Origin of the sequence: Streptomyces sp. NPDC050658 (assembly GCF_044457025.1) — a bacterium.
Classification (GTDB): Bacteria; Actinomycetota; Actinomycetes; order Streptomycetales; family Streptomycetaceae; genus Streptomyces.
In genome coordinates this window covers 545,485-570,827 of record NZ_JBITGM010000002.1, presented here as the reverse complement: position 1 = coordinate 570,827, position 25,343 = coordinate 545,485, and the positions used below count along the sequence as shown (strand labels likewise).

At 71.0% G+C, this 25,343-nt stretch carries 24 protein-coding genes; 17 read left to right on the top strand and 7 right to left on the bottom strand.

Annotated elements, in window-relative coordinates; translation table 11 throughout:
* The first annotated feature begins 4 nt into the window (after positions 1 to 4).
* Positions 5 to 1,039 carry an oxidoreductase gene (locus ACIBKX_RS09450; protein ID WP_363271278.1) on the top strand — a complete coding sequence of 345 codons (1,035 nt, stop codon included), beginning with the start codon at positions 5 to 7 and terminating at the stop codon, positions 1,037 to 1,039.
* 45 nt (positions 1,040 to 1,084) lie between these two features.
* Positions 1,085 to 2,728 (top strand): ABC-F family ATP-binding cassette domain-containing protein, encoded by a 1,644-nt coding sequence (locus ACIBKX_RS09445; RefSeq protein WP_363271277.1) that lies wholly within the window; start codon positions 1,085 to 1,087, stop codon positions 2,726 to 2,728.
* Positions 2,729 to 2,749: 21 nt separating this feature from the next.
* Here the strand turns inward: ACIBKX_RS09445 and ACIBKX_RS09440 are convergent, their stop codons facing one another.
* From ACIBKX_RS09440 to ACIBKX_RS09430, 3 genes are all read right to left on the bottom strand, one after another.
* The gene (locus ACIBKX_RS09440; RefSeq protein ID WP_363271276.1) at positions 2,750 to 5,134 is read right to left on the bottom strand and encodes a Tex family protein; all 2,385 of its coding nucleotides are present in this window, start codon (positions 5,132 to 5,134) and stop codon (positions 2,750 to 2,752) included.
* A 67-nt stretch (positions 5,135 to 5,201) separates the two neighbouring features.
* Positions 5,202 to 5,357 carry an LPFR motif small protein gene (locus ACIBKX_RS09435; RefSeq protein WP_363271275.1) on the bottom strand — a complete coding sequence of 52 codons (156 nt, stop codon included), beginning with the start codon at positions 5,355 to 5,357 and terminating at the stop codon, positions 5,202 to 5,204.
* A gap of 112 nt (positions 5,358 to 5,469) precedes the next feature.
* Positions 5,470 to 6,360 (bottom strand): hypothetical protein, encoded by an 891-nt coding sequence (locus ACIBKX_RS09430; protein WP_363271274.1) that lies wholly within the window; start codon positions 6,358 to 6,360, stop codon positions 5,470 to 5,472.
* Positions 6,361 to 6,505: 145 nt separating this feature from the next.
* On the opposite strand from ACIBKX_RS09430, the gene ACIBKX_RS09425 reads away from it, so the two are divergent.
* On the top strand, positions 6,506 to 7,495 hold the full coding sequence (locus ACIBKX_RS09425; RefSeq protein WP_363271273.1) for a GlxA family transcriptional regulator: 990 nt from the start codon (positions 6,506 to 6,508) through the stop codon (positions 7,493 to 7,495).
* Between the two features lie 8 nt (positions 7,496 to 7,503).
* Entirely contained in the window at positions 7,504 to 8,148 is a 645-nt protein-coding gene (locus ACIBKX_RS09420; protein ID WP_363271272.1) for a DJ-1/PfpI family protein, read from the top strand.
* 4 nt (positions 8,149 to 8,152) lie between these two features.
* On the opposite strand, the gene ACIBKX_RS09415 is transcribed toward ACIBKX_RS09420, so the two are convergent.
* Positions 8,153 to 8,902 (bottom strand): enoyl-CoA hydratase-related protein, encoded by a 750-nt coding sequence (locus ACIBKX_RS09415; RefSeq protein ID WP_363271271.1) that lies wholly within the window; start codon positions 8,900 to 8,902, stop codon positions 8,153 to 8,155.
* A 69-nt stretch (positions 8,903 to 8,971) separates the two neighbouring features.
* Between ACIBKX_RS09415 and ACIBKX_RS09410 the strand changes: the two genes are divergently transcribed.
* Together ACIBKX_RS09410 and ACIBKX_RS09405 are read left to right on the top strand one after the other, a co-directional pair.
* Complete coding sequence (locus tag ACIBKX_RS09410; RefSeq protein ID WP_363271270.1) at positions 8,972 to 9,691, top strand: HdeD family acid-resistance protein; 720 nt, start codon at positions 8,972 to 8,974, stop codon at positions 9,689 to 9,691.
* Between the two features lie 93 nt (positions 9,692 to 9,784).
* Positions 9,785 to 10,300 (top strand): ATP-binding protein, encoded by a 516-nt coding sequence (locus ACIBKX_RS09405; RefSeq protein ID WP_399375716.1) that lies wholly within the window; start codon positions 9,785 to 9,787, stop codon positions 10,298 to 10,300.
* Between the two features lie 84 nt (positions 10,301 to 10,384).
* Here the strand turns inward: ACIBKX_RS09405 and idi are convergent, their stop codons facing one another.
* The 3 genes from idi to galE all read right to left on the bottom strand — a co-directional run bounded on the left by idi (position 10,385) and on the right by galE (position 13,126).
* Positions 10,385 to 10,978 (bottom strand): isopentenyl-diphosphate Delta-isomerase, encoded by a 594-nt coding sequence (gene idi, locus ACIBKX_RS09400; RefSeq protein WP_363271269.1) that lies wholly within the window; start codon positions 10,976 to 10,978, stop codon positions 10,385 to 10,387.
* A 60-nt stretch (positions 10,979 to 11,038) separates the two neighbouring features.
* Positions 11,039 to 11,977, bottom strand: a complete 939-nt coding sequence (locus ACIBKX_RS09395) for a cation diffusion facilitator family transporter (protein ID WP_363271268.1) — start codon at positions 11,975 to 11,977, stop codon at positions 11,039 to 11,041.
* Between the two features lie 165 nt (positions 11,978 to 12,142).
* Positions 12,143 to 13,126 carry a UDP-glucose 4-epimerase GalE gene (galE, locus tag ACIBKX_RS09390; protein ID WP_363271267.1) on the bottom strand — a complete coding sequence of 328 codons (984 nt, stop codon included), beginning with the start codon at positions 13,124 to 13,126 and terminating at the stop codon, positions 12,143 to 12,145.
* 248 nt (positions 13,127 to 13,374) lie between these two features.
* Between galE and ACIBKX_RS09385 the strand changes: the two genes are divergently transcribed.
* The 11 genes from ACIBKX_RS09385 (at position 13,375) to ACIBKX_RS09335 (ending at position 25,275) form a co-directional block, all read left to right on the top strand.
* Entirely contained in the window at positions 13,375 to 15,189 is a 1,815-nt protein-coding gene (locus ACIBKX_RS09385) for a DUF5941 domain-containing protein (protein ID WP_363271457.1), read from the top strand.
* Positions 15,186 to 15,923, top strand: coding sequence for a phosphocholine cytidylyltransferase family protein (locus ACIBKX_RS09380; RefSeq protein WP_363271266.1), 738 nt, complete (start codon positions 15,186 to 15,188; stop codon positions 15,921 to 15,923). The genes ACIBKX_RS09385 and ACIBKX_RS09380 overlap by 4 nt, the downstream gene beginning before the upstream one ends.
* Complete coding sequence (locus tag ACIBKX_RS09375; protein ID WP_363271265.1) at positions 15,911 to 16,975, top strand: iron-containing alcohol dehydrogenase family protein; 1,065 nt, start codon at positions 15,911 to 15,913, stop codon at positions 16,973 to 16,975. Before ACIBKX_RS09380 ends, ACIBKX_RS09375 begins: the two co-directional genes overlap by 13 nt.
* Positions 16,953 to 17,732: a CDP-alcohol phosphatidyltransferase family protein gene (locus tag ACIBKX_RS09370; RefSeq protein WP_363271264.1), complete on the top strand. Its 780-nt coding sequence runs from the start codon at positions 16,953 to 16,955 to the stop codon at positions 17,730 to 17,732. The genes ACIBKX_RS09375 and ACIBKX_RS09370 overlap by 23 nt, the downstream gene beginning before the upstream one ends.
* A gap of 8 nt (positions 17,733 to 17,740) precedes the next feature.
* Complete coding sequence (locus ACIBKX_RS09365; protein WP_363271263.1) at positions 17,741 to 18,613, top strand: glycosyltransferase; 873 nt, start codon at positions 17,741 to 17,743, stop codon at positions 18,611 to 18,613.
* A gap of 95 nt (positions 18,614 to 18,708) precedes the next feature.
* Positions 18,709 to 19,638 carry an ABC transporter permease gene (locus ACIBKX_RS09360; protein ID WP_363271262.1) on the top strand — a complete coding sequence of 310 codons (930 nt, stop codon included), beginning with the start codon at positions 18,709 to 18,711 and terminating at the stop codon, positions 19,636 to 19,638.
* Entirely contained in the window at positions 19,631 to 20,434 is an 804-nt protein-coding gene (locus tag ACIBKX_RS09355) for an ABC transporter ATP-binding protein (RefSeq protein WP_363271261.1), read from the top strand. Before ACIBKX_RS09360 ends, ACIBKX_RS09355 begins: the two co-directional genes overlap by 8 nt.
* Before the next feature lie 336 nt (positions 20,435 to 20,770).
* A complete protein-coding gene (gene hpnC / locus ACIBKX_RS09350; RefSeq protein WP_363271260.1) occupies positions 20,771 to 21,667 on the top strand; it encodes a squalene synthase HpnC in 897 nt (298 codons plus the stop codon).
* Entirely contained in the window at positions 21,664 to 22,614 is a 951-nt protein-coding gene (hpnD, locus tag ACIBKX_RS09345) for a presqualene diphosphate synthase HpnD (RefSeq protein ID WP_363271259.1), read from the top strand. Before hpnC ends, hpnD begins: the two co-directional genes overlap by 4 nt.
* Before the next feature lie 118 nt (positions 22,615 to 22,732).
* A complete protein-coding gene (hpnE, locus tag ACIBKX_RS09340) occupies positions 22,733 to 24,148 on the top strand; it encodes a hydroxysqualene dehydroxylase HpnE (RefSeq protein ID WP_363271258.1) in 1,416 nt (471 codons plus the stop codon).
* Positions 24,145 to 25,275: a polyprenyl synthetase family protein gene (locus ACIBKX_RS09335; RefSeq protein WP_399375715.1), complete on the top strand. Its 1,131-nt coding sequence runs from the start codon at positions 24,145 to 24,147 to the stop codon at positions 25,273 to 25,275. The genes hpnE and ACIBKX_RS09335 overlap by 4 nt, the downstream gene beginning before the upstream one ends.
* Positions 25,276 to 25,343: the final 68 nt, after the last annotated feature.

Sequence of the window (25,343 nt, the reverse complement as noted above, 5' to 3'; positions counted from 1 at the left end):
CACCATGTCTGCCGAGTACGCGACCTTCGGTCTGGCACCGGCCATGCGCGCCGGTGGAGTTCTCGCCAACGGTGACTACCAAGTCCACCGGGATTTCGTCGACTTCATCGTGAACGGACGTCCGCTGCTGTTCCAGCTCTCCGACCTCGACGCCGTCTCCCCGCTCGCCTCCGACGTACCACCCGCGATCTTCAGCCACCACGTCCGAGGACTCCTCCTGGAAACGGAGGCACCCCTGCTGGACGGCCGCCACGTCATCTACGGCTGCCCCGAGTGCGAGGGCCTGGAGTGCGGTGCGGTCACCGCCGTCATCGAACGTGCCCTGGACGGCACCGACGCCTACGTATGGCGGGACTTCGCCTGGCAGACCGCCGACCACGCCGACCTGGAACTCAACGGCTACCACGGCATAGGCCCCTTCCGCTTCGAGGGCGCCGAGTACCGCAGGGAACTGGGCCGGCTGCTGACCGGCGACGGCGAACCCGCGGCCCGCCGCCGGGTGCTGCTCATCGGCGCCCGCGTCGCCGTCCTCGCCAAGCTCGCCGCAGCGCTGCGCACGATCGGCGTCGGCGCCGAGATCGCGGCGGACGCGGCGGACGTCCCGCCGGACGAGCTGCGCACATACGGGGCGGTGGCGTTCGGCCGCGCGGTCCCCGACGCCACACGCCACGCGGTGCGCGCCGCGTTCGAGGGCGCGGGCCTCCAGGTCGCGTACGTCGACGGCCTCGCCCCGATCATCCCGCTCCTGGTGGCCCAGATAGAGCACGCCCTCGACCGCAGCCCGTCCGCACAGCGCCGGCTGACCCGGCTCGCCGCGGTGAAGGGCGCGGCGGACGTCGAGATCACCTCGACCTGCCGGGTCCAGCTCATCGCGTACCGCCTCGACCGGCTCTCCCGCACCCAGGTCCACGAGGTCTTCGAGGACGTACTGGAACCGGGCGAGCACCGCATCCCGCTGGACGCGAAGGCGACGAAGGGGGAGTCGTTCGTGGTGGCCCGGACCACGGGGAGCGTGCTGGTGGCACCGATAGCGAAGTAACTCAAGGGCAGGCACCTGCGTGCCTCGCCTAAACTCGGCCCCCTGATGACCGCAACCCTCGTCGCCAAGAATCTCGCCGCCGGCCACGGCGACCGCTCGCTCTTCTCCGCCCTGGAACTCGTCGTCGCCCCCGGTGACGTCATCGGCCTGGTGGGCGCCAACGGAGCGGGCAAGTCCACGCTGCTCAGGCTGCTCGCCGGGCTCGACACCCCGGAGACCGGTGAACTGCGGCTCTCGCCGCCCACCGCGGCCGTGGGGCATCTGCCCCAGGAGCCCGACCGCCGCCCCGGCGAGTCCGTCAGCGCCTTCCTGGCCCGCCGCACCGGCGTCGCCGAGGCCCAGCGGACCATGGACGAGGCCACCCAGGGCCTGGTCGACGGGACGCCGGGCGCGGACGACGCGTACGCGCAGAGCCTGGAGCGCTGGCTGGCCCTCGGCGGCGCCGACCTGGACGAGCGGGCCGAGGAGGTCGCCGCGTCGCTGGGCCTGGGCATCGGCCTCGACCAGCCCATGACGTCGCTCTCCGGCGGCCAGGCCGCCCGCGCGGGCCTCGCCTCGCTGCTCCTGTCCCGCTACGACATCTTCCTCCTGGACGAGCCCACCAACGACCTCGACCTCGCGGGCCTGGACCGCCTCGAAAGCTTTGTACGAGGACTGCGCGCCGGAACCGTCGTCGTCAGCCACGACCGCGAGTTCCTCACCCGCACCGTCACCAAGGTCCTCGAACTGGACCTCGCCCAGCAGCAGATCAACCTCTACGGAGGCGGCTACGAGGCGTATCTGGAGGAGCGGGACGTGGCGCGGCGGCACGCCCGCGACGAGTACGAGGAGTACGCCGACAAGAAGGCCGCCCTGGAGGGCCGCGCCCAGATGCAGCGGAACTGGATGGACAAGGGCGTCAAGAACGCCCGCCGCAAGGCGGGCGACAACGACAAGATCGGCCGCAACTTCCGCAGCGACGCCAGCGAGAAGCAGGCGGCGAAGGCCCGCCAGACCCAGCGCATGATCGAACGCCTCGACGTCGTCGAGGAGCCCCGCAAGGAATGGGAGCTGCGCATGGAGATCGCCTCCGCGCCGCGCTCCGGCAGCGTCGTCGCCACCCTCCGTGACGCCGAGGTGCACCGCGGCGACTTCACCCTCGGCCCGGTCAGCCTGCAGATCGACTGGGCGGACCGCGTCGCGATCACCGGCGCCAACGGCTCGGGCAAGTCGACGCTGCTCGGCGCCCTGCTGACCCGCGTCCCCATGGACGCGGGCCACGCGGCGCTCGGCTCGGGCGTCCTCGTGGGCGAGGTGGACCAGGCCCGCGCGCTGTTCCACGGCTCGGAGTCGCTCCTGGACGCGTTCTGCGCGGCCGTGCCCGACACCGAACCCGCCGATGTGCGCACCCTGCTCGCCAAGTTCGGCCTGAAGGCGGCGCACGTACTGCGCTCCGCCGCGACCCTCTCGCCGGGCGAGCGCACCCGCGCGGCGCTCGCCCTCCTCCAGGGCCGTGGCGTCAACCTCCTCGTCCTCGACGAGCCGACGAACCACCTCGACCTGCCCGCGATCGAGCAGCTCGAATCGGCCCTGGAGTCCTACGAAGGCACCCTGCTCCTGGTCACGCACGACCGCCGGATGCTGGACGCGGTGCGCGTGACAAGGCGCCTGGAGGTGACGGAGGGCAAGGTGACCGAGCTGTCACCCTGACCTCCGCGAACCCTCCCCGGATCAGCGCTTCTTGGGGTCCAGCAGACCGGCCCGGCGCAGCGCGTCGGCCATCGCGTCGTTGGCCGGCGGCGGCGCCTGCCGCTGCTGGCGCTGACCCTGGCCCTGACCGCCGCCCTGCTTGCGCGCCGGCCGCTGTCCCCGCTGCTGCGGGGGACGGCCGCCGCCCCGCTTGGGCTGCTCACCGCCCGCGGCGCCCGGCTCGTCGTCCAGGCGCAGCGTCAGCGAGATCCGCTTGCGCGGAATGTCGACGTCCATCACCTTCACCTTGACGATGTCGCCCGGCTTCACCACGTCCCGCGGGTCCTTGACGAACGTCTTGGACATCGCCGAGACATGCACGAGCCCGTCCTGGTGGACGCCGATGTCGACGAAGGCGCCGAACGCCGCCACGTTCGTGACGACCCCCTCCAGGACCATCCCGGAGGCGAGGTCCGAGATCTTCTCGACGCCGTCCTTGAAGGTCGCCGTCTTGAACGCGGGACGCGGGTCGCGGCCCGGCTTCTCCAGCTCCTTCAGGATGTCGCCCACCGTCGGCAGGCCGAAGGAGTCGTCCACGAACTCGTCGGCCCTGAGCGAGCGCAGCGTCGCCGTGTCGCCGATCAGCGAGGCGACCTCGCCGCCCGTCTTCTTCGCCATCTTGCGGACGACCGGATAGGCCTCGGGGTGCACGGCGGACGCGTCCAGCGGGTCGTCGCCGCCCCGGATGCGCAGGAAGCCCGCGCACTGCTCGTACGCCTTGGGGCCGAGGCGCGGCACGTCCTTGAGGCCCTTGCGGGAGGAGAAGGGGCCGTTCGCGTCGCGGTGCGCCACGATGTTCTCCGCGAGGCCGGAGCCGATGCCGGAGACGCGGGCGAGCAGCGGGGCGGAGGCCGTGTTCACGTCCACGCCCACGCCGTTCACACAGTCCTCGACGACCGCGTCCAGCGAGCGTGAGAGCTTCACCTCGGAGAGGTCGTGCTGGTACTGGCCGACGCCGATGGACTTCGGGTCGATCTTCACCAGTTCGGCGAGCGGGTCCTGGAGGCGGCGGGCGATGGAGACGGCGCCGCGCAGCGACACGTCCATGTCCGGCAGCTCCTGCGAGGCGAACGCGGAGGCCGAGTACACGGAGGCGCCCGCCTCGGAGACCATCACCTTCGTGAGGTTCAACTCCGGGTGCTTCGTGATGAGTTCACCGGCGAGCTTGTCCGTCTCGCGGGACGCCGTGCCGTTGCCGATCGCGATGAGATCGACCGAGTGCTCCTTGGCGAGCTTCGCGAGGGTGGCCAGGGACTGGTCCCACTTGTTCGCCGGGACGTGCGGGTTGATGACGTCGGTGGCGACGACCTTGCCGGTCGCGTCGACCACGGCGACCTTCACGCCCGTACGGAAACCGGGGTCGAGGCCCAGCGTCGCGCGCGTGCCCGCCGGTGCGGCGAGCAGCAGGTCGCGCAGGTTGGAGGCGAAGACCCGCACGGCCTCGTCCTCGGCGGCGGTGCGCAGCCGAAGGCGCAGGTCGATGCCCAGGTGCACGAGGATGCGGGTGCGCCACGACCAGCGGACCGTGTCCTGCAGCCACTTGTCCGCGGGGCGGCCGCGGTCGGCGACCCCGAAGCGGTGGGCGACGATCCCCTCGTACGAAGACGGGCCGTCCGTCGCTTCCTCGGGCTCCAGGACGAGGTCGAGGACCTCCTCCTTCTCGCCGCGCAGCATCGCGAGGACGCGGTGCGAGGGCAGCTCCTTGAACGGCTCGGCGAAGTCGAAGTAGTCGGCGAACTTGGCGCCCGCCTCCTCCTTGCCGTCACGGACCTTGGCGGCCAGACGTCCGCGCACCCACATGCGCTCACGCAGCTCGCCGATCAGGTCGGCGTCCTCGGAGAACCGCTCGGCCAGGATCGCGCGGGCGCCGTCCAGGGCGGCCTGCGGATCGGCGACGCCCTTGTCGGAGTCGACGAACGCGGCGGCCGCGGCGTGCGGGTCCACGGACGGGTCGCCGAGCAGGCCGTCGGCCAGCGGCTCGAGGCCCGCCTCGCGCGCGATCTGCGCCTTCGTGCGCCGCTTCGGCTTGAACGGGAGGTAGATGTCCTCGAGCCGTGCCTTCGTCTCGGCGGCGCGGATCTGTGCCTCGAGCTCGTCGGTGAGCTTGCCCTGCTCGCGGACCGATTCGATGATCGCCGCGCGGCGGTCCTCGAGCTCCCGCAGATAGCGCAGCCGCTCCTCGAGCGTGCGCAGCTGCGCGTCGTCGAGCATCTCGGTCGCTTCCTTGCGGTAGCGCGCGATGAAGGGCACCGTCGAACCGCCGTCGAGCAGGTCGACGGCGGCCTTCACCTGCCGCTCCCGTACGCCGAGTTCCTCGGCGATCCTGCTTTCGATGGATGCTGGAGTGGACGTCTGCACAGCTGCCACGTTCCGGTACCGCCTTCTCACTGGGGTTGCCGGGCAATTGTGGCAGGTGGCACCGACAGCGGGGGGATCAGACCCGGCGTGCCCGCCCCGGTCGTCGCCCCGCGCGGCGTCCGGAGCCCGACGCACCGCCGAAAAGCCTCGCGAGGGCACGGAACGGCAGCGTCACCACCGCGGCGAGCGTCGCACCGATCTGGCGCAGGACGTCTGCGATCGCACGGAACACGTCTCTTTCCCTTCCCTGGGGGCGGGCCGGCACGGAACGCGCGGGCCCGGAGACGTACGGGTACCTCGGCTCGGGCGGGGCATGCGCCCGAGTCGCCGGCCTCGGCGTGTGCTCACGCCTTGCCGAGCAGGTCCGCCGGGAACGCCCCCGCCTTCAGCGCGGCACCGAGGAACGCCGAGCCCAGCTCCGTGAGCCGATCGACGCCCGCCGCGCCCAAGTGCGCGTACGGCGCGCGGTCCAGCCGGTCCGTGGCCTCCTCGACGTCCCGGCGCAGCTCGACGCCCGCCTCCGTCAACTCGCCCGCGCCGTCGAGCAGTCCGCGGTCCCGCAGCCGCTCCACGGCGTCGTCCCACTCCTCCTGGTTCCAGCCGCGCGTGCCGAAGACCCACTTCGGAGTCATGCCCTTGCCCGTGGCGGTGTGGCTCACCAGCGCCTCCAGGGCGTCGAGTTCGGCGTCCATGAGGACCGCGAGATGCCCGTCGCCCCGGTGCTCGCGCAGCAGCGTCGCGGCGTGGAAGCAGGCGAGATGCGGCTGCTCGGGCACCGGCAGGTCCGCGTGGGCGGCGTACAGCGGGCGGCCCGCGCGGGAGCAGGCCTCGGTGGCGCGCAGTGCGAGGCCGGCCGCCTCGGCCATCTCCGGGGAGGTCAGCGCCTCGTCGCCCAGGAGGCGCCGCAGCGTCGAGTCGACGGCACGCGCGCGTGCCGCGAGGACGTCCTTCGGGGACGCGATGTCCCAGACGGCGGGCACATGCCGGGCCACCAGGTCGTGCTTGTAGTTGTAGAACGCGGCGGTGACGGCGCCCGCGCCGACCGGTCCCATCGCCGCCGAGCGCACGGCGAAGTTCACGGCCTTGGGGTCGGTGATGCCGATCCCGGCCAGCTCGCGGCCCACGTCGGGCGAGAAGTAGTGCGTGGAGTGCAGCGAGTTGAGCACGTTGTGACACCGGCGTCCCGCGCGCGGGTGCAGCGCGGCGGCGGGGGAGGAGGTCGGGAGAGAAGTCATGCCCGCACGTTACCGACTGGTTGGTATGAGGAGAAGCCCCGGGCGCCCGCACGGCGCGGCAGGCCCGACGGCACCCGGTCCATGGCAGAAAAAGTGGGCAACTCGTCATTGCGGCCACCCCCTGGGGTCACGAAGAATCGACGCCATGGAGCAGCGAACCGTCCTGGTCGTCCTGTACGAAGGCGTCCAGAGTCTCGATGTCACCGGCCCCGTGGAGGTCTTCGCGGGCGCGGCCCGGCACGCGGGCGATCCCGAGTCGGCGTACCGCATCCACACGGCGTCGCTGGACGGCGCTCCGGTCCGCACCACCAGCGGACTCACCCTCGTCCCGGACTCGTCCCTGGCCGACGCCCCAGTCCCGCACACGCTCCTCGCCCCGGGCGGCAACTGCACCCGCGGCCTCGCCCCCGGCCTGATCGACTGGCTCCGGGTGAACGCCCCGCGCGCCGAGCGCCTGGTCTCCGTCTGCACCGGCGCCGTCCTGCTCGCCGAGGCGGGCCTCCTGGACGGCCGCCGGGTGACGACCCACTGGGCGTACTGCGCCAAGCTGGCCCGCGACCACCCGCAGGTCGAGGTGGACCCGGACCCGATCTTCGTGCGCGACGGCCATGTCGCGACGTCGGCGGGTGTCACCGCCGGCATCGACCTGGCCCTCGCCCTCGTCGAGGAGGACCTGGGCAGGGACGCGGCCCTGTTCATCGCCCGCGCCCTGGTCGTCTTCCTGCGGCGGCCCGGCAACCAGGCACAGTTCAGCGCGCAGCTCGCCGCGCAGACCGCCGTACGCGAGCCGCTGCGCGAGGTTCAGCAGTGGATCACCGAGCACCCGGACGGCGACCTGTGCGTCGAGTCGCTCGCCGCCCGCGCCCGGCTCTCGCCCCGGCACTTCGCCCGTGCCTTCCAGACGGAGACCGGGATGACGCCCGGCAAGTACGTCGAGCGGGTCCGCGTCGAGCACGCGCGCCGCCTCCTGGAGGACACCTCCGACGGCATCGCGGAAGTCTCGCGCGCCTGCGGCTACGGCACCCCGGAAGCGATGCGCCGTGCCTTCGTCAAGACCCTCGGGGCGGCGCCCGCCGAGTACCGCCGCCGCTTCAGCGCCCCCCAGGCCATACCCATGCCCGCCCTCCACGGATAGGCCCCGCCATGCAGATCGCGATCGTCCTCTTCGACCGCTTCACCGCCCTGGACGCCGTCGGCCCCTACGAGATCCTCGGCCGCCTGCCCGGCGCCGAGACCCTCTTCGTCGCCGAGCGCCCCGGTCCGGTCCGGGGCGACTCCGGCTCCCTCGCGCTCGTCGCCGACAAGTCCCTCGCCGAGGTACCGAGTCCCGATGTCCTCGTCGTACCGGGCGGCCCCGGACAGAGCGACCGGATGGTGGACGAGGCGTTCCTCGACTGGCTCCGCGCCGCCGACGCCACCAGCACCTGGACCACGTCCGTCTGCACCGGCTCCCTGCTGCTCGCCTCGGCGGGACTGCTCAAGGGCCGCCGCGCCACCTCGCACTGGCTCGCGCTGGAGGAGCTGGAGCGGTACGGCGTGACGGCGACGGAAGAGCGGGTGGTGTACGACGGCAAGTACGTCACGGCGGCCGGCGTCTCCTCCGGCATCGACATGGGGCTGAGCCTCATGGGCCGTATCGCCGGTGACGAGCAGGCCCAGACGATCCAGCTCCTGACGGAGTACGACCCGCAGCCTCCGTACGACGCCGGATCCCCCCGGAAGGCGCCCGCGCACCTGGTCGAGCGGTTCCGCGAGCAGACCCGGTTCAACCCGTCGCGGTCCGGGTGACGTGTCAGCCGGCCGCGGTCCACGTGAAGTGCGGCTCGCGGCGCTCCAGGAAGGCGGCAACCCCTTCGGCGGTGTCGCCGCCGTCGCGGGCCTGCGCGGTCCAGTGCTCGTCCCGGTCCGTGCGCCCGGCCGCGAACTCCTTCGCGGCGGCCTGGGTCAGCTGGGAGCGCGCCGCGAGGATCCGGGTGAACTCCCCGACCCGCTTGTCCAGTTCGCCCGCCGGCGGCACCTCGTCCACCAGGCCGGTGCGCAGCGCGCGCCCCGCGTCGATCAACTCGCCGGAGAACAGCAGGAACTTGGCGGTCGCGGGCCCCACCAGGGACACCAGACGGCGGGTGGACGAGGACGGGTAGACGATCCCCAGCTTGGCCGGGGTGATGCCGAACAGGGCGCCCTCGTCCGCGAACCGCAGATCACAGGCGGCAGCCAGCTGGCTGCCGCCGCCCACGCAGTGGCCGCGCACCGCGGCGAGCGTCGGCTTGGGGAAGGCCGCGAGCGCCTCCTCGGCCCGCACCGCGAGCTCCTGGGCCTCGCCGGGCGACTCCCGCAGCGAGGAGATGTCGGCGCCCGCGCAGAAGGTCGCGCCCGCGCCGGTCAGCACGACCGCGCGCACCGCCGGATCGGCGGCGAGCCCCGCGAGCAGCGGCGGCAGCTGCCGCCACATGGCGGCGGTCATGGCGTTGCGCTTGGCCGGGTGATCGATGACGACGGTGGCGACGCCGTGCGTGACGGCCTGCCTCAGCTGCGGCTCCATGCGCCGGATGCTATCCGTACCCCTCGAACGTACGATCAAGAAGGGGCGGTCCGCAGGACGGAGACGCTGATGGCCCGATCCAAGCACGCCGGAGCCGCGACGCCCCAGGCCCAGCAATTGAGCCGCAGCCTCGGCCGGCTCGCCCTGCTGGGCGTGATCCTTACGGTGGCCGGGCTCGTCGGTCTCGTCTACACCGGTGTCGCCACGCTGACCTCGATGTTCCTGTTCGGCTGGCTGTTGCTGATCGGCGGCTGTGTCGGCCTGCTGCACGCGGTGCAGTCGCGCGGCACGAACTTCTTCTGGGTCGGTGTCGTGGTGGCCGCGCTGAACATCGCGGCCGGCGTCGTGATCATCTGCAGGCCCGAAGTGGCGGCCGAGGCGCTGACCATGTTCGCGGCGCTGCTCTTCCTGACCGGCGGTGTCTTCCGCCTCGTCGGCAGTCTGGTGGCGCGCGGCCCGCAGTTCGGCTGGACGCTGGTGCAGGGCGCCTTCGGCCTGCTGCTCGGCATCCTGGTGCTCTCCGAGTGGCCCGGCAGCAGTCAGTACGTGATCGGCTGCTTCTTCTCGCTGGCCCTGCTCTTCGACGGCCTGGGCCTGATCGCCGCGGGCGTCGGCGGGCGCCGGATCGTCGGCCTCGTCGAAGAATCCGCAGAATCCGCAGAATCCGCAGAACCCGCAGAGAACGCAGAGAACGCAGAATCCGCAGAGAACGCAGAACCCGCAGAACCCGTACAAACCGAAGAAACCTTGAAAGGGGAACCAAGGGGACAGGATCAGTCGCGCAAGTGACGCGGTCACGCGTCACCGATCAAAAGCCGTCGATAGTCGCTGACTTCTGGTCAGTCATGCGGTACGGACCAGAGCATTACCAACACTCGACGTGTGGTGACAATCGAGCGCGAGGGCGGCGACCGGACGATGGACGACGACGGGAGGGGGCACAGCCCACTCCCTCGGGGAAGCGGAAGGGTGCCGTACGAGGGCGTGTGGCGGTTCACCGCGGCAGCCGTGGACGCCTCCGTGCCCCAGGCGAGGCACGCGGTACGTGATCTCCTCGCCCGGCAGGGCGTGCCCGCGTCGGACGACGTGGTGCAGGGACTTCTGCTCATCGTCTCCGAGCTGGTCACCAACGCGGTCCGGCACGCGGCCCTGCTCTCGCCGATGCTCGCGGTGGAGGTGGCGGTGGGCGCCGAATGGGTGCGGGTCTCCGTGGAGGACGACCACCCCTACCGCCCGACCGCCCTGGTGGCCGACCACGGCCAGACGGGCGGCCGCGGCCTGCTCCTCGTCCGGGAGATCACCCAGGAGGCGGGCGGCGCCTGCGACGTGGAGCACACCGCGAGCGGGGGCAAGGTCATCTGGGCGGCCCTGCCCCTGAAGCCCAACGGCGTCGGCTAGGGCCTGTCCGGCGGATCTTGCCTGGGACGCAGACAAGGCACCGCCCACAGGAGTCGGCCAGATCCGCCGGACAGGCCCTGGCGGCTACCAGCCCGCGGACGGCCCGGTCAGCTCGCGGACGGCGGGCCGCGCCGCGTCGAGCACGGTCATGAACCACGCGGAGAACGGCCCCTTCGCGTGCCGCTCCGCCAGCTCCTCGGCCGTCACGAAGGCGGTGTCCCCGATCTCCTCGGGGTCGGGGCGCAGCGGCGACTGCACCATCCCGACGAAGAGATGGTTGAACTCCTGCTCCACCAGGCCCGAGTCCGGGTCCGGGTGGTTGTAGCGCACCGTGCCCGCCTCCGCGAGCAGCGAGGGCGAGACCCCCAGCTCCTCGAACGTCCGGCGCGCGGCCGCCGCGAACGGCGCCTCGCCCGGGTACGGGTGCCCGCAGCAGGTGTTCGACCAGACGCCGGGGGAGTGGTACTTGCCGAGGGCGCGCTGCTGGAGCAGCAGCCGCCCCTGCTCGTCGAAGAGGAAGACGGAGAACGCCCGGTGCAGCTGCCCGGGCGCCTGATGCGCGGAGAGTTTCTCCGCTGTGCCGATCGTCCTGCCGTCCTCGTCGACGAGTTCGAGCAAGATTGCTTCTCCGGTGCCGTTCGACGAGCTGTTCGCCGCGGTGGCAGGTGTGATCGGCATACCCATCCTTCGCTTCGGTCTTCGAGCCTCAAGTCTGCCGTACCGAAGGGCCTCACACCCTCAGTGGCACAGCTTCGCCTCGTGCTCTGCATGCCCCACCGGCTCCAGTTGGAACGTGCAGTGCTCGACGTCGAAGTGATCGCCCAGGCAGCCCTGCAGTTCGTGCAGCATCTTTTCGTGGCCGATCACGTTCAGCGTCTCGGAGCTGACGACCACGTGGGCGGAGAGCACCGGCATCCCCGAAGTGATGGTCCAGGCGTGCAGGTCGTGGACGTCCTCGACGCCCGGCAGATCCAGTATGTGCGAGCGGACCTCGGCCATGTCGACGCCCTTGGGCGCCGACTCCAGGAGCACGTTCAGCGTCTCCCGCAGCAGCTTCACCGTACGCGGGACGATCATGAGGCCGATGACCAGCGAGGCGATCGGGTCCGCCGCCTGCCAGCCGGTGGTCAGGATCAGCACCGCCGCGACGAGCACCGCCACGGAGCCGAGCGCGTCCGCCATGACCTCCAGGAAGGCGCCGCGCACGTTCAGGCTGTCCTTCTGACCGCGCATCAGGAGCGACAGCGAGATCATGTTCGCGACGAGGCCGACGACACCGAAGACGATGGTCAGTCCGCCCTCGGTCTCGGCGGGCGTGATGAACCGCTGGATCGCCTCGTAGAGGACATAGCCGCCGACGCCGAGCAGCAGCAGACAGTTGGCGAGCGCCGCGAGGATCTCGGCACGGGCGTAGCCGAAGGTGCGGTTCTCGGTCGGCGGCCGGTTGGCGAAGTGGATCGCGAGCAGGGCCATGCCGAGGCCCAGCGCGTCGGTCGCCATATGCGTCGCGTCCGCGATGAGCGCGAGCGAATCCGCCATGATCCCGCCGACGATCTCGACCACCATCACGGTGATCGTGATCGACAGCGCGATGCGCAGCCGCCCGCGGTAGGCGGCAGCGGCGGTTCCCGTCGTGGGCCCCCCGTGCGTATGTCCGTGATCGTGCCCAGCCCCCATGGAAGCCGCCTCCGTGTCGTCGGTATCGGTCTTCTGTTCCCCGGTCGCGTCCTTGTGGCGATCACAGTGAACTACGGGTGGGGGGTATCTGGCAACGCGGCACTGAACACCGTTGTCATATGCTCTGACCTGCGGAAATGACTGCAGGTCAGAGCGTCGGGGCCATCAGGGGCGGCGCGCTTCGGGGTGGTGAAGACACCAGCCGGCCCAAGCGGATTCGACCATCTCGCGTACGGAACGCCGGGCCGTCCAGCCCAGCTCCTTCGCGGCCAGGCCGGCGTCCGCGACGGCCCGCGGCGCGTCACCCGCGCGGCCGGGCTCGACGACGGCGGGCCGGGTGTCCCCGGTCACCTCACCGATCAGCGAGACGAGTTCGCGTACGGAAACGCCCTCGCCCCGTCCGATGTTCACCGTCAGATCACCCGCGGGCCGCTCCGTCACCCGGCGGGCCGCCGCCAGATGCGCCTCGGCGAGATCGGCGACATGGATGTAGTCACGGACGCAGGTGCCGTCCGGCGTCGGGTGCCCGTCCCCGAAGATCCGCGGCGCCTCGTCACGGGTGAGCCGGTCGAAGACCATCGGGACGATGTTGAAGACGCCGGTGTCCGCGAGCTCCGGAGTCGCGGCGCCGGCCACGTTGAAGTAGCGAAGGCACACGGTCGCGATGCCGTGCGCCCTGCCCGCGGCCCGCACCAGCCACTCCCCGGCGAGCTTGGTCTCGCCGTACGGATTGACCGGGGCGCACGGCGTGTCCTCGCCCACCAGGTCCACCGCGGGCGGATCCCCGTACACGGCGGCCGACGACGAGAAGACGAAGCGCCCGATCCCCGCCTCGGCCACCGCGTCCAGCAGCGTCACCAGGCCGCCCACGTTCTCCCGGTAGTAGCGCAGCGGCTGCTCCACGGACTCGCCGACCTGCTTGCGGGCCGCGAGATGCACCACACCCGTCACCTCGTGCTCGGCGAAGACCCTCCGCAGCAGCTCACCGTCGAGCGACGAGCCCCTGACGAGCGGGACGTCAGCGGGCAGCCGCTCGGGCACCCCGGCCGACACGTCGTCGAGGACGACCACCCGCTCCCCGGCACCGGCCATCGCCCGCACCACATGTGCCCCGATATATCCCGCTCCACCTGTGATCATCCACGTCATGGGCGTCCACTTTATGCCGGTCGATGAGGCGCGGTTTGTGAGGCCGGGCCCCCATCGACCATGATGATCGTGTCGGCGGCGGCCCTCGCAGGCCGTGCTTATCGGGCCGTGAACGGGTGGTGAACGCCCGCTTGTATTCATCCGATAGCCTCTGCCGACGTGCCGCCCGGCCGCACCGGCCTGGGGCGCCCCCTCATCACGCACGTGCGCGGCGCGAGCCGTGCCGTGAACCAAGGAGTGAGTTCGTCCTGTCGACCGCCATCCTGACCGGTCAGCCGGTCCCCGGGTCGCCGCTCGAAGGCGATCTGCGGTCCCTGGGTTTCGACGTGCGGATCGCCTCCGACGCGGCGGACACCGAGACGCTGCTCGCCGCCGTACCGGCCGGGCAGCGGGTCGCAGTCGTCGACGCGCGCTTCGTCGGCCACGTCCACGCGCTGCGCCTCGGCCTCACCGACCCCCGCTTCGCGGCCTCCGCGGTGCCCGGCGCCGTCACCGCCAAGCCCGAGGCACGTGCCGGTCTGGCCCGCGCCCTGCGCACGGCGACCGGCGGCAACGGCGGCGGCTCGGCCACGGCGGTGGAGGCGCTCGCCGACCACATCGCCGAGGCGATCGAGGCCGAAGGGCAGGACGTCCACCGCCCCGACCTCGGCACCCTCGTCGCCACCGTGCCCACCGACCCGCAGGCCCGCAACGAGGCACGGCAGGCCGTCGCCGCCGTGGACGACGAGGCCGTACGGCTGCGGACGGCGGTGAAGTCCCGGGACGGCTTCTTCACGACGTACTGCATCTCCCCCTACTCCCGCTACATCGCCCGCTGGTGCGCCCGCCGGGGCCTCACCCCGAACCAGGTCACCACCGCATCGCTGCTCACCGCCCTGATCGCGGCGGGCTGCGCGGCGACCGGAACGCGCGGCGGCTTCATCGCCGCCGGCCTCCTCCTGCTCTTCTCCTTCGTCCTGGACTGCACGGACGGGCAGCTCGCCCGCTACTCCCTGCAGTACTCGACGCTCGGCGCCTGGCTCGACGCGACGTTCGACCGCGCCAAGGAGTACGCCTACTACGCGGGCCTCGCACTCGGCGCGGCCCGCGGCGGCGGCCATGACGATGTGTGGGCGCTCGCGCTCGGCGCGATGGTCCTGCAGACCTGCCGCCATGTCGTGGACTTCTCCTTCAACGAGGCGAACCACGACGCGACGGCCAACACCAGCCCCACCGCGGCCCTTTCGGACAAGCTCGACAGCGTCGGGTGGACGGTCTGGGTGCGCCGGATGATCGTCCTGCCGATCGGTGAACGCTGGGCGATGATCGCGGTCCTCACCGCGCTCACCACGCCCCGCATCACCCTGATCGTGCTGATCATCGGCTGCGCGCTCGCCGCCTGCTACACCACGGCGGGGCGCGTCCTGCGCTCGCTGACCCGCAAGGCGGTCCGCACCGACCGCGCCGCCGGGGCGCTCGCCGACCTCGCCGACAACGGCCCGCTCGCCGCCGCCTTCAGTGCCCTCGCGCGGGGCGGCCGGAAGCTGCCCGCGCCGGTGATCGCCTTCGTCGGCGGCGCCGCGATCGTGGGTGTGGCGGCTCTCACGTCGTACGGCAGCCCGTGGGTGGTCGTCGCCGCAGTCGTGTACGTGATCACCTCCGGCCTCGCCCTCGCCGGGCCCCTCAAGGGCCCCCTGGACTGGCTGGTTCCGCCGTTCTTCCGTATCGCCGAGTACTGCACCGTGCTCTTCCTCGCGATCAGCGCGGACGTGAACGGGGCACTTCCTGCGGCTTTCGGCCTGGTGTCCGCGGTCGCCTACCATCACTACGACACGGTGTACCGCATCAAGGGCGGTACCGGCGCGCCCCCGCACTGGCTGGTGCGGGCGATCGGCGGGCAAGAAGGCCGGGTTCTGGTGGTCGCGCTGGCCGCCGCCCTGCTGCACGACACAGATTTCACCGTCGCGCTCACGGCGTTCGCCGTGGCCGTGGCACTCGTGGTGCTCGTCGAGAGCATCCGCTTCTGGGTGACCGCTCACAAGCGCGGAGCACCCGCCGTACACGATGAAGGAGAACCCGCATGATCGGCCTCGTGCTGGCGGCCGGCGCCGGACGGCGTCTTCGCCCTTACACGGACACCCTGCCCAAGGCCCTGGTGCCCGTCGATGGTGACACCACCATCCTGGACCTGACGCTCGGCAACTTCGCCGAGATCGGTCTGACCGAGGTCGCGATCATCGTCGGCTACAAGAAGGAGGCCGTCTACGAGCGCAAGGCCGCGCTCGAGGCGAAGTACGGCCTCAAGCTCACGCTGATCGACAACGACAAGGCCGAGGAGTGGAACAACGCCTACTCCCTGTGGTGCGGCCGTGACGCGATCAAGCACACGGTGATCCTCGCCAACGGCGACACCGTGCACCCGGTCTCCGTCGAGAAGACGCTGCTCGCCGCCCGCGGCGACGGCAAGAAGATCATCCTCGCCCTCGACACGGTGAAGAACCTCGCCGACGAGGAGATGAAGGTCATCGTGGACCCCGAGAAGGGCGTCCAGAAGATCACCAAGCTGATGGACCCGGCGACGGCCACCGGTGAGTACATCGGTGTCACGCTCATCGAGGGCGAGGCCGCCGACGAGCTGGCCGACGCCCTGAAGACCACCTTCGAGCGCGACCCCGACCTCTACTACGAGGACGGCTACCAGGAGCTCGTCAACCGCGGCTTCAAGGTCGACGTGGAGCCGATCGGCGACGTCAAGTGGGTCGAGATCGACAACCACGACGACCTCGCCAAGGGACGGGAGATCGCGTGCCAGTACTGACGAGGCTCATCCCCTCGCCGGTCGTCGTCGACATCCGGCCGGGGGCGCTCAACGACCTGGCCGGTGTCCTCGCCGACCAGCGGATCTGCTCGTCTACCGGCAAGCTCGCCATCGCCATCAGCGGTGGCTCCGGCGCGGTCCTCCGTGACCGCCTGGAGCCCTCGCTGCCGAACGCCGAGTGGTTCGAGGTCGGCGGCGGCACCCTCGACGACGCCATCAAGCTCGCCGACGACATGAAGAAGGGCCGCTACGACGCCGTCGTCGGCCTCGGCGGCGGCAAGATCATCGACTGCGCCAAGTTCGCCGCGGCGCGGGTCGGCCTGCCGCTGGTCGCCGTCGCGACGAACCTGTCGCACGACGGCCTGTGCTCGCCGGTCGCCACGCTCGACAACGACGCGGGCCGCGGCTCGTACGGGGTGCCCAATCCCATGGCGGTCGTCATCGACCTCGATGTGATCCGCGAGGCCCCCGTCCGGTTCGTCCGCTCCGGCATCGGCGACGCCCTGTCCAACATCTCCGCGATCGCGGACTGGGAGCTGGCGGCGCGCGAGCGCGGCGAGGACATCGACGGTCTCGCGGCCGCGATGGCCCGCCAGGCCGGCGAGGCCGTGCTCCGCCACCCCGGCGGCGTCGGCGACGACGGCTTCCTTCAGGTGCTCGCCGAGGGTCTGGTCCTGACCGGCATCGCGATGTCCGTCTCGGGTGACTCCCGTCCGGCGTCCGGCGCCTGCCACGAGATCAACCACGCCTTCGACCTCCTCTTCCCCAAGCGCGCTGCCAGCCACGGCGAGCAGTGCGGCCTGGGCGCGGCCTTCGCGATGTTCCTGCGCGGAGCCCGCGAGGAGTCGCTGTACATGGTGGAGGTGCTGCGCAGGCACGGCCTCCCCGTGACGCCGGAGGAGATCGGCTTCACCGTGGACGAGTTCGTCCAGGTCGTGGAGTACGCCCCGCAGACGCGCCCCGGGCGCTACACGATCCTCGAGCACCTCAATCTGAACTCCGACCAGATCAAGGACGCATACGCCGACTATGCCAAGGCCATCGGTAGCTGAACTCCGCCCCGTCGTTCACCCCGCAGGGGTGAAGGACCGGCGCAGCGGTGAGCACTGGGCGGGACGCCTGTACATGCGAGAGATCTCGCTGCGCTGCGACCGCTACCTGGTGAACACCAGGATCACGCCCAACCAGCTCACGTATCTGATGACCGTGGCCGGTGCCCTGGCCGCCCCGGCACTCCTCGTGCCGGGGATCCCGGGCGCCGTGCTCGGCGTGATCATGGTCCAGCTGTACCTCCTGCTCGACTGTGTCGACGGCGAGATCGCCCGCTGGCGCAAGCAGTACTCGATGGCCGGGGTCTACCTCGACCGTGTCGCCGCCTACCTGTGCGACGCCGCGGTCCTGGTCGGCTTCGGTCTGCGCGCCGCCGACCTGTGGGGCTCGGGCCGCATCGACTGGCTGTGGGCGTTCCTCGGCACGCTCGCCGCGCTCGGCGCCATCCTGATCAAGGCGGAGACCGACCTCGTCGGTGTCGCCCGCCACCAGCAGGGCCTCGCACCGGTCAAGGAGTCCGCCTCCGAGCCGCGCTCCTCCGGCATGGCCCTGGCCCGCAAGGCCGCGGCCGCGCTCAAGTTCCACCGTCTCGTCCTCGGCATCGAGGCGTCCCTGCTCATCCTGGTCCTCGCGATCGTCGACCAGGTGCGCGGCGACCTCTTCTTCTCGCGGATCGGTGTCGCCGTACTCGCCGGCATCGCGCTGCTCCAGACCGTGCTGCACCTCGTGTCCATCCTCGCCTCGAGCAGGCTGAAGTGAGCAGGGCGATGAAGGTCGGCGCAGTCATCATCACCATGGGCAACCGCCCCCAGGAGCTGCGCGCCCTCCTGGACTCGGTCGCCAAGCAGGACGGCGACCCGGTCGAGGTGGTCGTCGTCGGCAACGGCGCCCCCGTGCCCGACGTACCCGAAGGCGTACGCACCATCGAGCTGCCCGAGAACCTGGGCATCCCCGGCGGCCGCAACGTCGGCATCGAGGCCTTCGGCCCCGGCGGCACCGACGTCGACGTACTCCTCTTCCTGGACGACGACGGCCTGCTCGCCAACATGGACACGGCGCAGCTGTGCCGCGAGGCCTTCGAGGCCGACCCGAAGCTCGGCATCATCAGCTTCCGCATCGCGGACCCGGACACCGGCGTCACCCAGCGGCGCCACGTGCCCCGCCTGCGCGCCGCCGACCCGATGCGCTCCTCGCGCGTGACCACCTTCCTGGGCGGCGCGAACGCGGTGCGCACGAAGGTCATCGCCGAGGTCGGCGGACTGCCCGACGAGTTCTTCTACGCGCACGAGGAGACCGACCTCGCCTGGCGTGCCCTGAACGTGGGCTGGATGATCGACTACCGCGCCGACATGGTGCTCTTCCACCCCACGACCGCCCCCTCGCGGCACGCGGTCTACCACCGGATGGTCGCCCGCAACCGCGTCTGGCTGGCCCGCCGGAACCTGCCCGCGCTCCTGGTCCCCGTCTACCTCGGGGTCTGGATGCTCCTGACCCTGGCCAGGAAGCCCTCGGGCCCCGCGCTCAAGGCCTGGTTCGGCGGTTTCAAGGAGGGCTGGACGACTCCCTGCGGACCGCGCAAGCCGATGAAGTGGCGTACGGTGTGGCGGCTGACCCGACTGGGCCGACCTCCTGTCATCTGACAAGCTCGGGTCTGAGAGCATCTGGGCCATACCCCGGTCCCTGGCCCACGCCTACGCCCGACCGGCTGCGCATCTGAAGACGAAAGTTTCCACTCGTGAGTGAGACAACGCATGACGGCGGGGTCGCCGTGACAGCGCCCCCGTCGCCCGATGACGGGCTCTCCCGGGCCGATCTCGCCGCCAAGTACGGTCTGACCGTCAGCGGCGCACGGCCCGGACTTTTCGAGTACGTCCACCAGCTCTGGGGACGGCGCCACTTCATCCTCGCCTTCTCGCAGGCGAAGCTGACCGCCCAGTACAGCCAGGCCAAGCTCGGCCAGCTGTGGCAGGTGGCGACGCCGCTCCTCAACGCGCTCGTCTACTTCCTGATCTTCGGCCTGATCCTCGGCGCCGACCGGGGCATGCCCCGTGAGGTCTACGTCCCGTTCCTGGTCACCGGCGTCTTCGTCTTCACCTTCACGCAGAGTTCGGTGATGGCGGGTGTCCGGGCGATCGCGGGCAACCTCGGCCTGGTCCGCGCACTGCACTTCCCGCGCGCCTCGCTGCCGATCTCGTTCTCGCTGCAGCAGCTCCAGCAGCTGCTGTTCTCGATGATCGTGCTGTTCATCATCATGATCGGCTTCGGCAGCTACCCGAAGCTGTCATGGCTGCTGATCCTCCCGGTCCTGGCCCTGCAGTTCCTCTTCAACACCGGCCTCGCGATGATCATGGCGCGCCTCGGCAGCAAGACGCCCGACCTCGCCCAGCTGATGCCTTTCGTGATGCGTACGTGGATGTACGCGTCCGGCGTGATGTTCTCCATCCCGGTCATGCTGGAGGGCAAGCCCGCGTGGATCGCGGACGTCCTGCAGTGGAACCCGGCGGCCATCTACATGGACCTGATGCGCTTCGCGCTGATCGACGGCTACGGTTCCGAGAACCTGCCCCCGCACGTCTGGGCGGTCGCGGCGGGCTGGGCCGTGCTCTTCGCCGTCGGCGGGTTCGTGTACTTCTGGAAGGCTGAGGAGCGGTACGGCCGTGGCTGACGAAAAGAACGACTCGATCGACCAGAACGCCGGCAAGGGGCACATCCCCACCGTCATCGCCGACGAGCTGCACATCGTCTACCGCGTCAACGGCGCGAAGACCGGCAAGGGCAGCGCCACCTCCGCGCTGAGCCGCATCGTCAAGCGCGGCGAGGAGCGCGGCGTACGCAAGGTGCACGCCGTGCGCGGCGTCAGCTTCACCGCCTACCGCGGTGAGGCCATCGGCCTGATCGGCTCGAACGGCTCCGGCAAGTCGACCCTGCTGCGCGCCATCGCGGGCCTGCTCCCCGCAGAGAAGGGCAAGGTCTACACCGACGGCCAGCCCTCGCTGCTGGGCGTGAACGCGGCCCTGATGAACGACCTGACGGGCGAACGCAACGTCATACTCGGCGGGCTCGCGATGGGCATGTCACGCGAGCAGATCAAGGAGCGCTACCAGGAGATCGTCGACTTCTCGGGCATCAACGAGAAGGGCGACTTCATCACCCTGCCGATGCGCACCTACTCCTCCGGCATGGCCGCCCGCCTGCGCTTTTCCATCGCGGCCGCCAAGGACCACGACGTACTGATGATCGACGAGGCGCTGGCCACCGGCGACCGCAAGTTCCAGAAGCGCTCCGAGGCCCGGATCCGTGAGCTGCGCAAGGAGGCCGGCACGGTCTTCCTCGTAAGCCACAACAACAAGTCGATCCGCGACACCTGTGACCGTGTGCTCTGGCTCGAACGCGGTGAGCTGCGCATGGACGGACCGACCGACGAGGTCATCAAGGAGTACGAGAAGTTCACGGGCAAATAGCCCGCTCGATCCACCCGTTTGCAGCAGGGCCCCGCCGGAATCAACCCGGTGGGGCCCTGCTGCGTCATGAGTCTTCGACTGCCCCGGTGGTGCTCTCAAGTCCCCTTGGCCCAGGGAAGATTGACACCAATCGGTGTGTTGTTGTGATGTGCCGAACACCCCGACGATGCAGGCTGCGTTGTACAACGTAAGCTGTACCGGTGCTGATTCGCGGCAAGTGGGGCGATATCGCGCGGCGCCCCGGCTCGGTGTTCGGTCCGCCTCGGGGAGGGCTGGGCGGCGTGTCCGAAATAGGATGTATTGGGTCGGCAGTGTAGAACGGGAGATGTGACGGCAATGGCTACGGATGATCTCCAGCTACGCGACGCATCCGCCGTCCTCGAGAAGGCCGCGGACGAGAACTTCCCGGTGGCCCCCTTCTTCCTGCCCCGCGCCTGGCGCACCGACCTGATGGCCGTGTACGGCTATGCCCGCCTCGTCGACGACATCGGCGACGGAGACCTCGCCCCCGGCGGCGCCGACGCCCGCCACCTGGGCGTGGACCCGGAAGCCGCCGAGGACCGGCTCGCCCTCCTGGACGCCTTCGAGGCCGACCTGCGCCGCGTCTTCGACGGCACGCCGCGGCACCCCCTGATGCGCGCGCTCCAGCCCACCGTGCGCCGCTGCGGACTCACCCCGGAGCCCTTTCTCGGCCTGATCGCGGCCAACCGTCAGGACCAGCTGGTCAGGCGCTACGAGACGTACGACGATCTTCTCGCCTACTGCGAGCTGTCCGCGAACCCCGTGGGCCGGCTCGTCCTCGGCATCACCGGCACCGAGACCCCCGAGCGGATCCGCCGCTCGGACGCGGTCTGCACGGCGCTGCAGATCGTCGAGCACCTCCAGGACGTGGCCGAGGACCTGGGGCGCGACCGCATCTACCTGCCCGCCGAGGACATGAAGCGCTTTCATGTCCAGGAGCGGGATCTGGCCGCACCGACAGCAGGCGCTTCGGTGCGCGCACTGGTTGCATACGAAGCAGAACGCGCCCGTTGCCTCCTGAATGAAGGCACCCCCCTCGTGGGTAGCGTCCACGGCAGGCTGAAGGTGCTGCTTGCCGGGTTCGTGGCGGGGGGAAGGGCGGCGGTCTCGGCGATCGCCGTCGCCGGATACGACGTACTTCCAAGGCCGCCGAAGCCCGCCAAGCTCCGTTTGCTGCGTGAGGTGGGGACGGTTCTGCGAGGAGAGGGGTGAGCCGGACCGTGGAGTCAGGCCCGAACGTGTCCGCGCCGGTACTCGCCGCGTATTCCTACTGCGAGGCCGTCACCGGGCAGCAAGCACGCAACTTCGCCTACGGCATCAGGCTGCTTCCGCTGCCCAAGCGCCGCGCGATGTCGGCGCTCTACGCCCTGTCGCGGCGCGTCGACGACATCGGCGACGGCGCGCTCGCGCCGGACGTCAAGGCCGAGCGGCTCGACGAGACACGGGCGCTGCTCGCCCGCGTCCGGGCCGGCACGGTCGACGAGGACGACACCGACCCGGTCGCCGTCGCACTCGCCCACGCGGCGCGGCACTTCCCGATCCCGCTCGGCGGCCTCGACGAGCTGATCGACGGTGTCCTGATGGACGTCCGGGGCGAGACGTATGAGACATGGGAGGACCTGAAGGTCTACTGCCGCTGTGTCGCGGGCGCCATCGGGCGGCTCTCCCTGGGCGTGTTCGGCACCGAACCGGGGGCGCTCCACGTCGAGCGCGCGCCCGAGTATGCCGACACGCTCGGTCTCGCGCTCCAACTGACCAACATCCTTCGGGACGTCCGCGAGGACGCCGAGGACGGCCGCACCTATCTGCCCGCCGACGACCTCGCCAAGTTCGGCTGCTCCGCCGGGTTCTCCGGCCCGCAGCCGCCCGCCGGCTCCGACTTCGCCGGGCTCGTGCACTTCGAGGTGCGCAGGGCGCGGGCGCTGTTCGCCGAGGGGTACCGGCTGCTTCCCATGCTCGACCGGCGCAGTGGTGCCTGTGTGGCGGCCATGGCCGGCATCTACCGCCGCCTCCTCGACCGCATCGAGCGCGAGCCGGAGGCGGTCCTGCGGGGCCGCGTCTCGCTGCCGGGCCGCGAGAAGGCGTATGTCGCCGTGCGCGGACTGTCCGGTCTCGACGCGCGCACCATCTCCCGGCAGACCGTCAGGAGGCGTACGTGATGGGCATCCACGGCGAATACGGCCATCGCAGGCAACTCAGTACAACTCCGTGCAACCGGCGGGCAACCCTCCGCACCGCCCCGGCGTCCCAGACTTCAACGGTCAAGGGGGAAAACGCATGAAGGACGACGACACGCGGTCGGCCGCACGGCCCGGCGGCGCCCCCGGCCGGGGTGCCGCCGTGGTCATCGGCGGCGGACTGGCCGGCATCACCGCCGCGCTCTCCCTCGCCGACGCGGGCCTGAGCGTGACGCTGCTCGAAGGGCGGCCGCGCCTTGGCGGGCTCGCGTTCTCCTTCAAGCGCGGCGACCTCACCGTCGACAACGGCCAGCACGTCTATCTGCGCTGCTGCACCGCCTACCGCTGGTTCCTCGACCGCGTCGAGGGAGCCTCCCTCGCACCCCTGCAGGAACGTCTCGACGTGCCCGTGCTCGACGCCGACCGCAGCCGCCTCGGACGCCTGCGGCGCACCGCGCTGCCCGTGCCGCTGCACCTGGCGGCGAGCCTCGCCACGTATCCGCATCTGTCGCTCGCCGAACGCGCCAAGGTCGGACGCGCCGCGCTCGCCCTCAAGGGACTCGACCCGGCCGACCCCGCACTGGACGGCCAGGACTTCGGCAGCTGGCTGGCCAGACACGGCCAGTCGCCGCGCGCCGTCGAGGCCCTGTGGGACCTGGTCGGCGTGGCCACGCTCAACGCCGTCGCCGGGGACTCCTCGCTGGGCCTCGCCGCGATGGTCTTCAAGACCGGGCTGCTCTCCGACCCCGGCGCCGCCGACATCGGCTGGGCGCGCGTACCCCTCGGTGATCTCCATGACACGCTGGCCCGCAAGGCGCTCGACTCCGCGGGCGTACGAACCGAACTGAGGACACGAGCCACCTCCATCTCCCGTACGGAGAACGGGGGTTGGCGGGTCGAAGTTCCCGGCGAGACCCTCGACGCGGACACCGTCGTGCTCGCCGTGCCGCAGGCCGAGACCCACGACCTGCTGCCGGACGGCGCGCTCGACGAGCCCGACCGGCTCCTCGACATCGACACGGCGCCGATCCTCAACATCCACGTCGTGTACGACCGCAAGGTCCTCAAGCGGCCGTTCTTCGCGGCCATCGGCTCGCCCGTGCAGTGGGTCTTCGACCGGACCGACGCGTCGGGACTGCGCGGCGGCGGCCAGTACCTGGCGCTGTCCCAGTCCGCCGCCCAGGACGAGATCGACGCGCCCGTCGCCGCGCTGCGCGAGCGCTATCTGCCGGAGCTGGAGCGGCTGCTGCCCGCCGCGCACGGCGCCGGCGTACGGGACTTCTTCGTGACTCGGGAGCGCACGGCGACCTTCGCGCCGACTCCCGGCGTGGGCCGGCTGCGGCCCGGTGCTCGCACCAAGGCTCCCGGCCTGTATCTGGCCGGGGCGTGGACCGCCACAGGGTGGCCCGCGACCATGGAGAGCGCCGTCCGCAGTGGCATCAGTGCCGCACGGGCCGCTCTCTCCGCACTCGACCGGCCACGCGATCACCTCTTCGACTACGAGGAGGCCGCGTGAAGCCGGCCCTCCTGGGGGCAGATCCCCAGGAATCCAGCACCGGAACAAGAGGAGAGACTGTGCCGACTGTGCCCTCGGCCGAAACGGCTGCCGACACGGTGGACGTAACCTCACTGCTCGAGCGCGGAAGGACCCTGGCGACCCCGGTGCTGCGGTCTGCCGTGGACCGCCTCGCACCGCCCATGGACACCGTCGCCGCCTACCACTTCGGCTGGATCGACGCCGAGGGCAACCCGTCCGACGGAGACGGCGGAAAGGCCGTGCGCCCCGCGCTCGCCCTGCTCTCCGCGGAAGCCGCGGGCGCCGCGCCCGAGGTCGGCGTACCCGGAGCGGTCGCCGTCGAACTGGTGCACAACTTCTCGTTGCTGCACGACGATCTGATGGACGGCGACGAACAGCGCCGCCACCGCGACACCGTATGGAAGGTGCACGGCCCCGCCCAGGCCATCCTCGTCGGCGACGCCCTCTTCGCGCTCGCCAACGAGATCCTCCTGGAGATCGGCACCGTCGAGGCGGGCCGCGCCACGCGCCGCCTCACCACCGCCACGCGCGCGCTGATCGACGGCCAGGCGCAGGACATCTCCTACGAGCACCGCGAGCGGGTCACCGTCGAGGAGTGCCTGGAGATGGAGGGCAACAAGACCGGCGCCCTGCTCGCCTGCGCGGTCTCCATCGGCGCGGTACTCGGCGGCGCCGACGACCGCACCGCCGACACCCTGGAGAAGTACGGCTACCACCTCGGCCTCGCCTTCCAGGCCGTGGACGATCTGCTCGGCATCTGGGGCGACCCGGACGCCACCGGAAAGCAGACCTGGAGCGACCTCCGCCAGCGCAAGAAGTCCCTGCCGGTCGTCGCCGCGCTCGCCGCCGGCGGGCCCGCGTCGCAGCAGCTCGCCGAGCTGCTCGCCGCCGACGCGAAGAGCAACGACTTCGACAGCTTCTCCGAGGAGGAGTTCGCCGCGCGCGCCGCCCTCATCGAGCAGGCGGGCGGCCGCGAGTGGACCGCAGAGGAGGCCCGGCGCCAGCACACCATCGCGGTGGAGGCGCTGGACACCATTGAGATGCCGGACCGGGTGCGGGCACAGCTCGTCGCGCTCGCCGACTTCGTCGTCGTACGAAAGAGATGATCACTATCGCCCGTATATGACTCGCAGTCGCCGGCCGGCGCCCCAGCGCGTCGGCCGACGGCGGACCC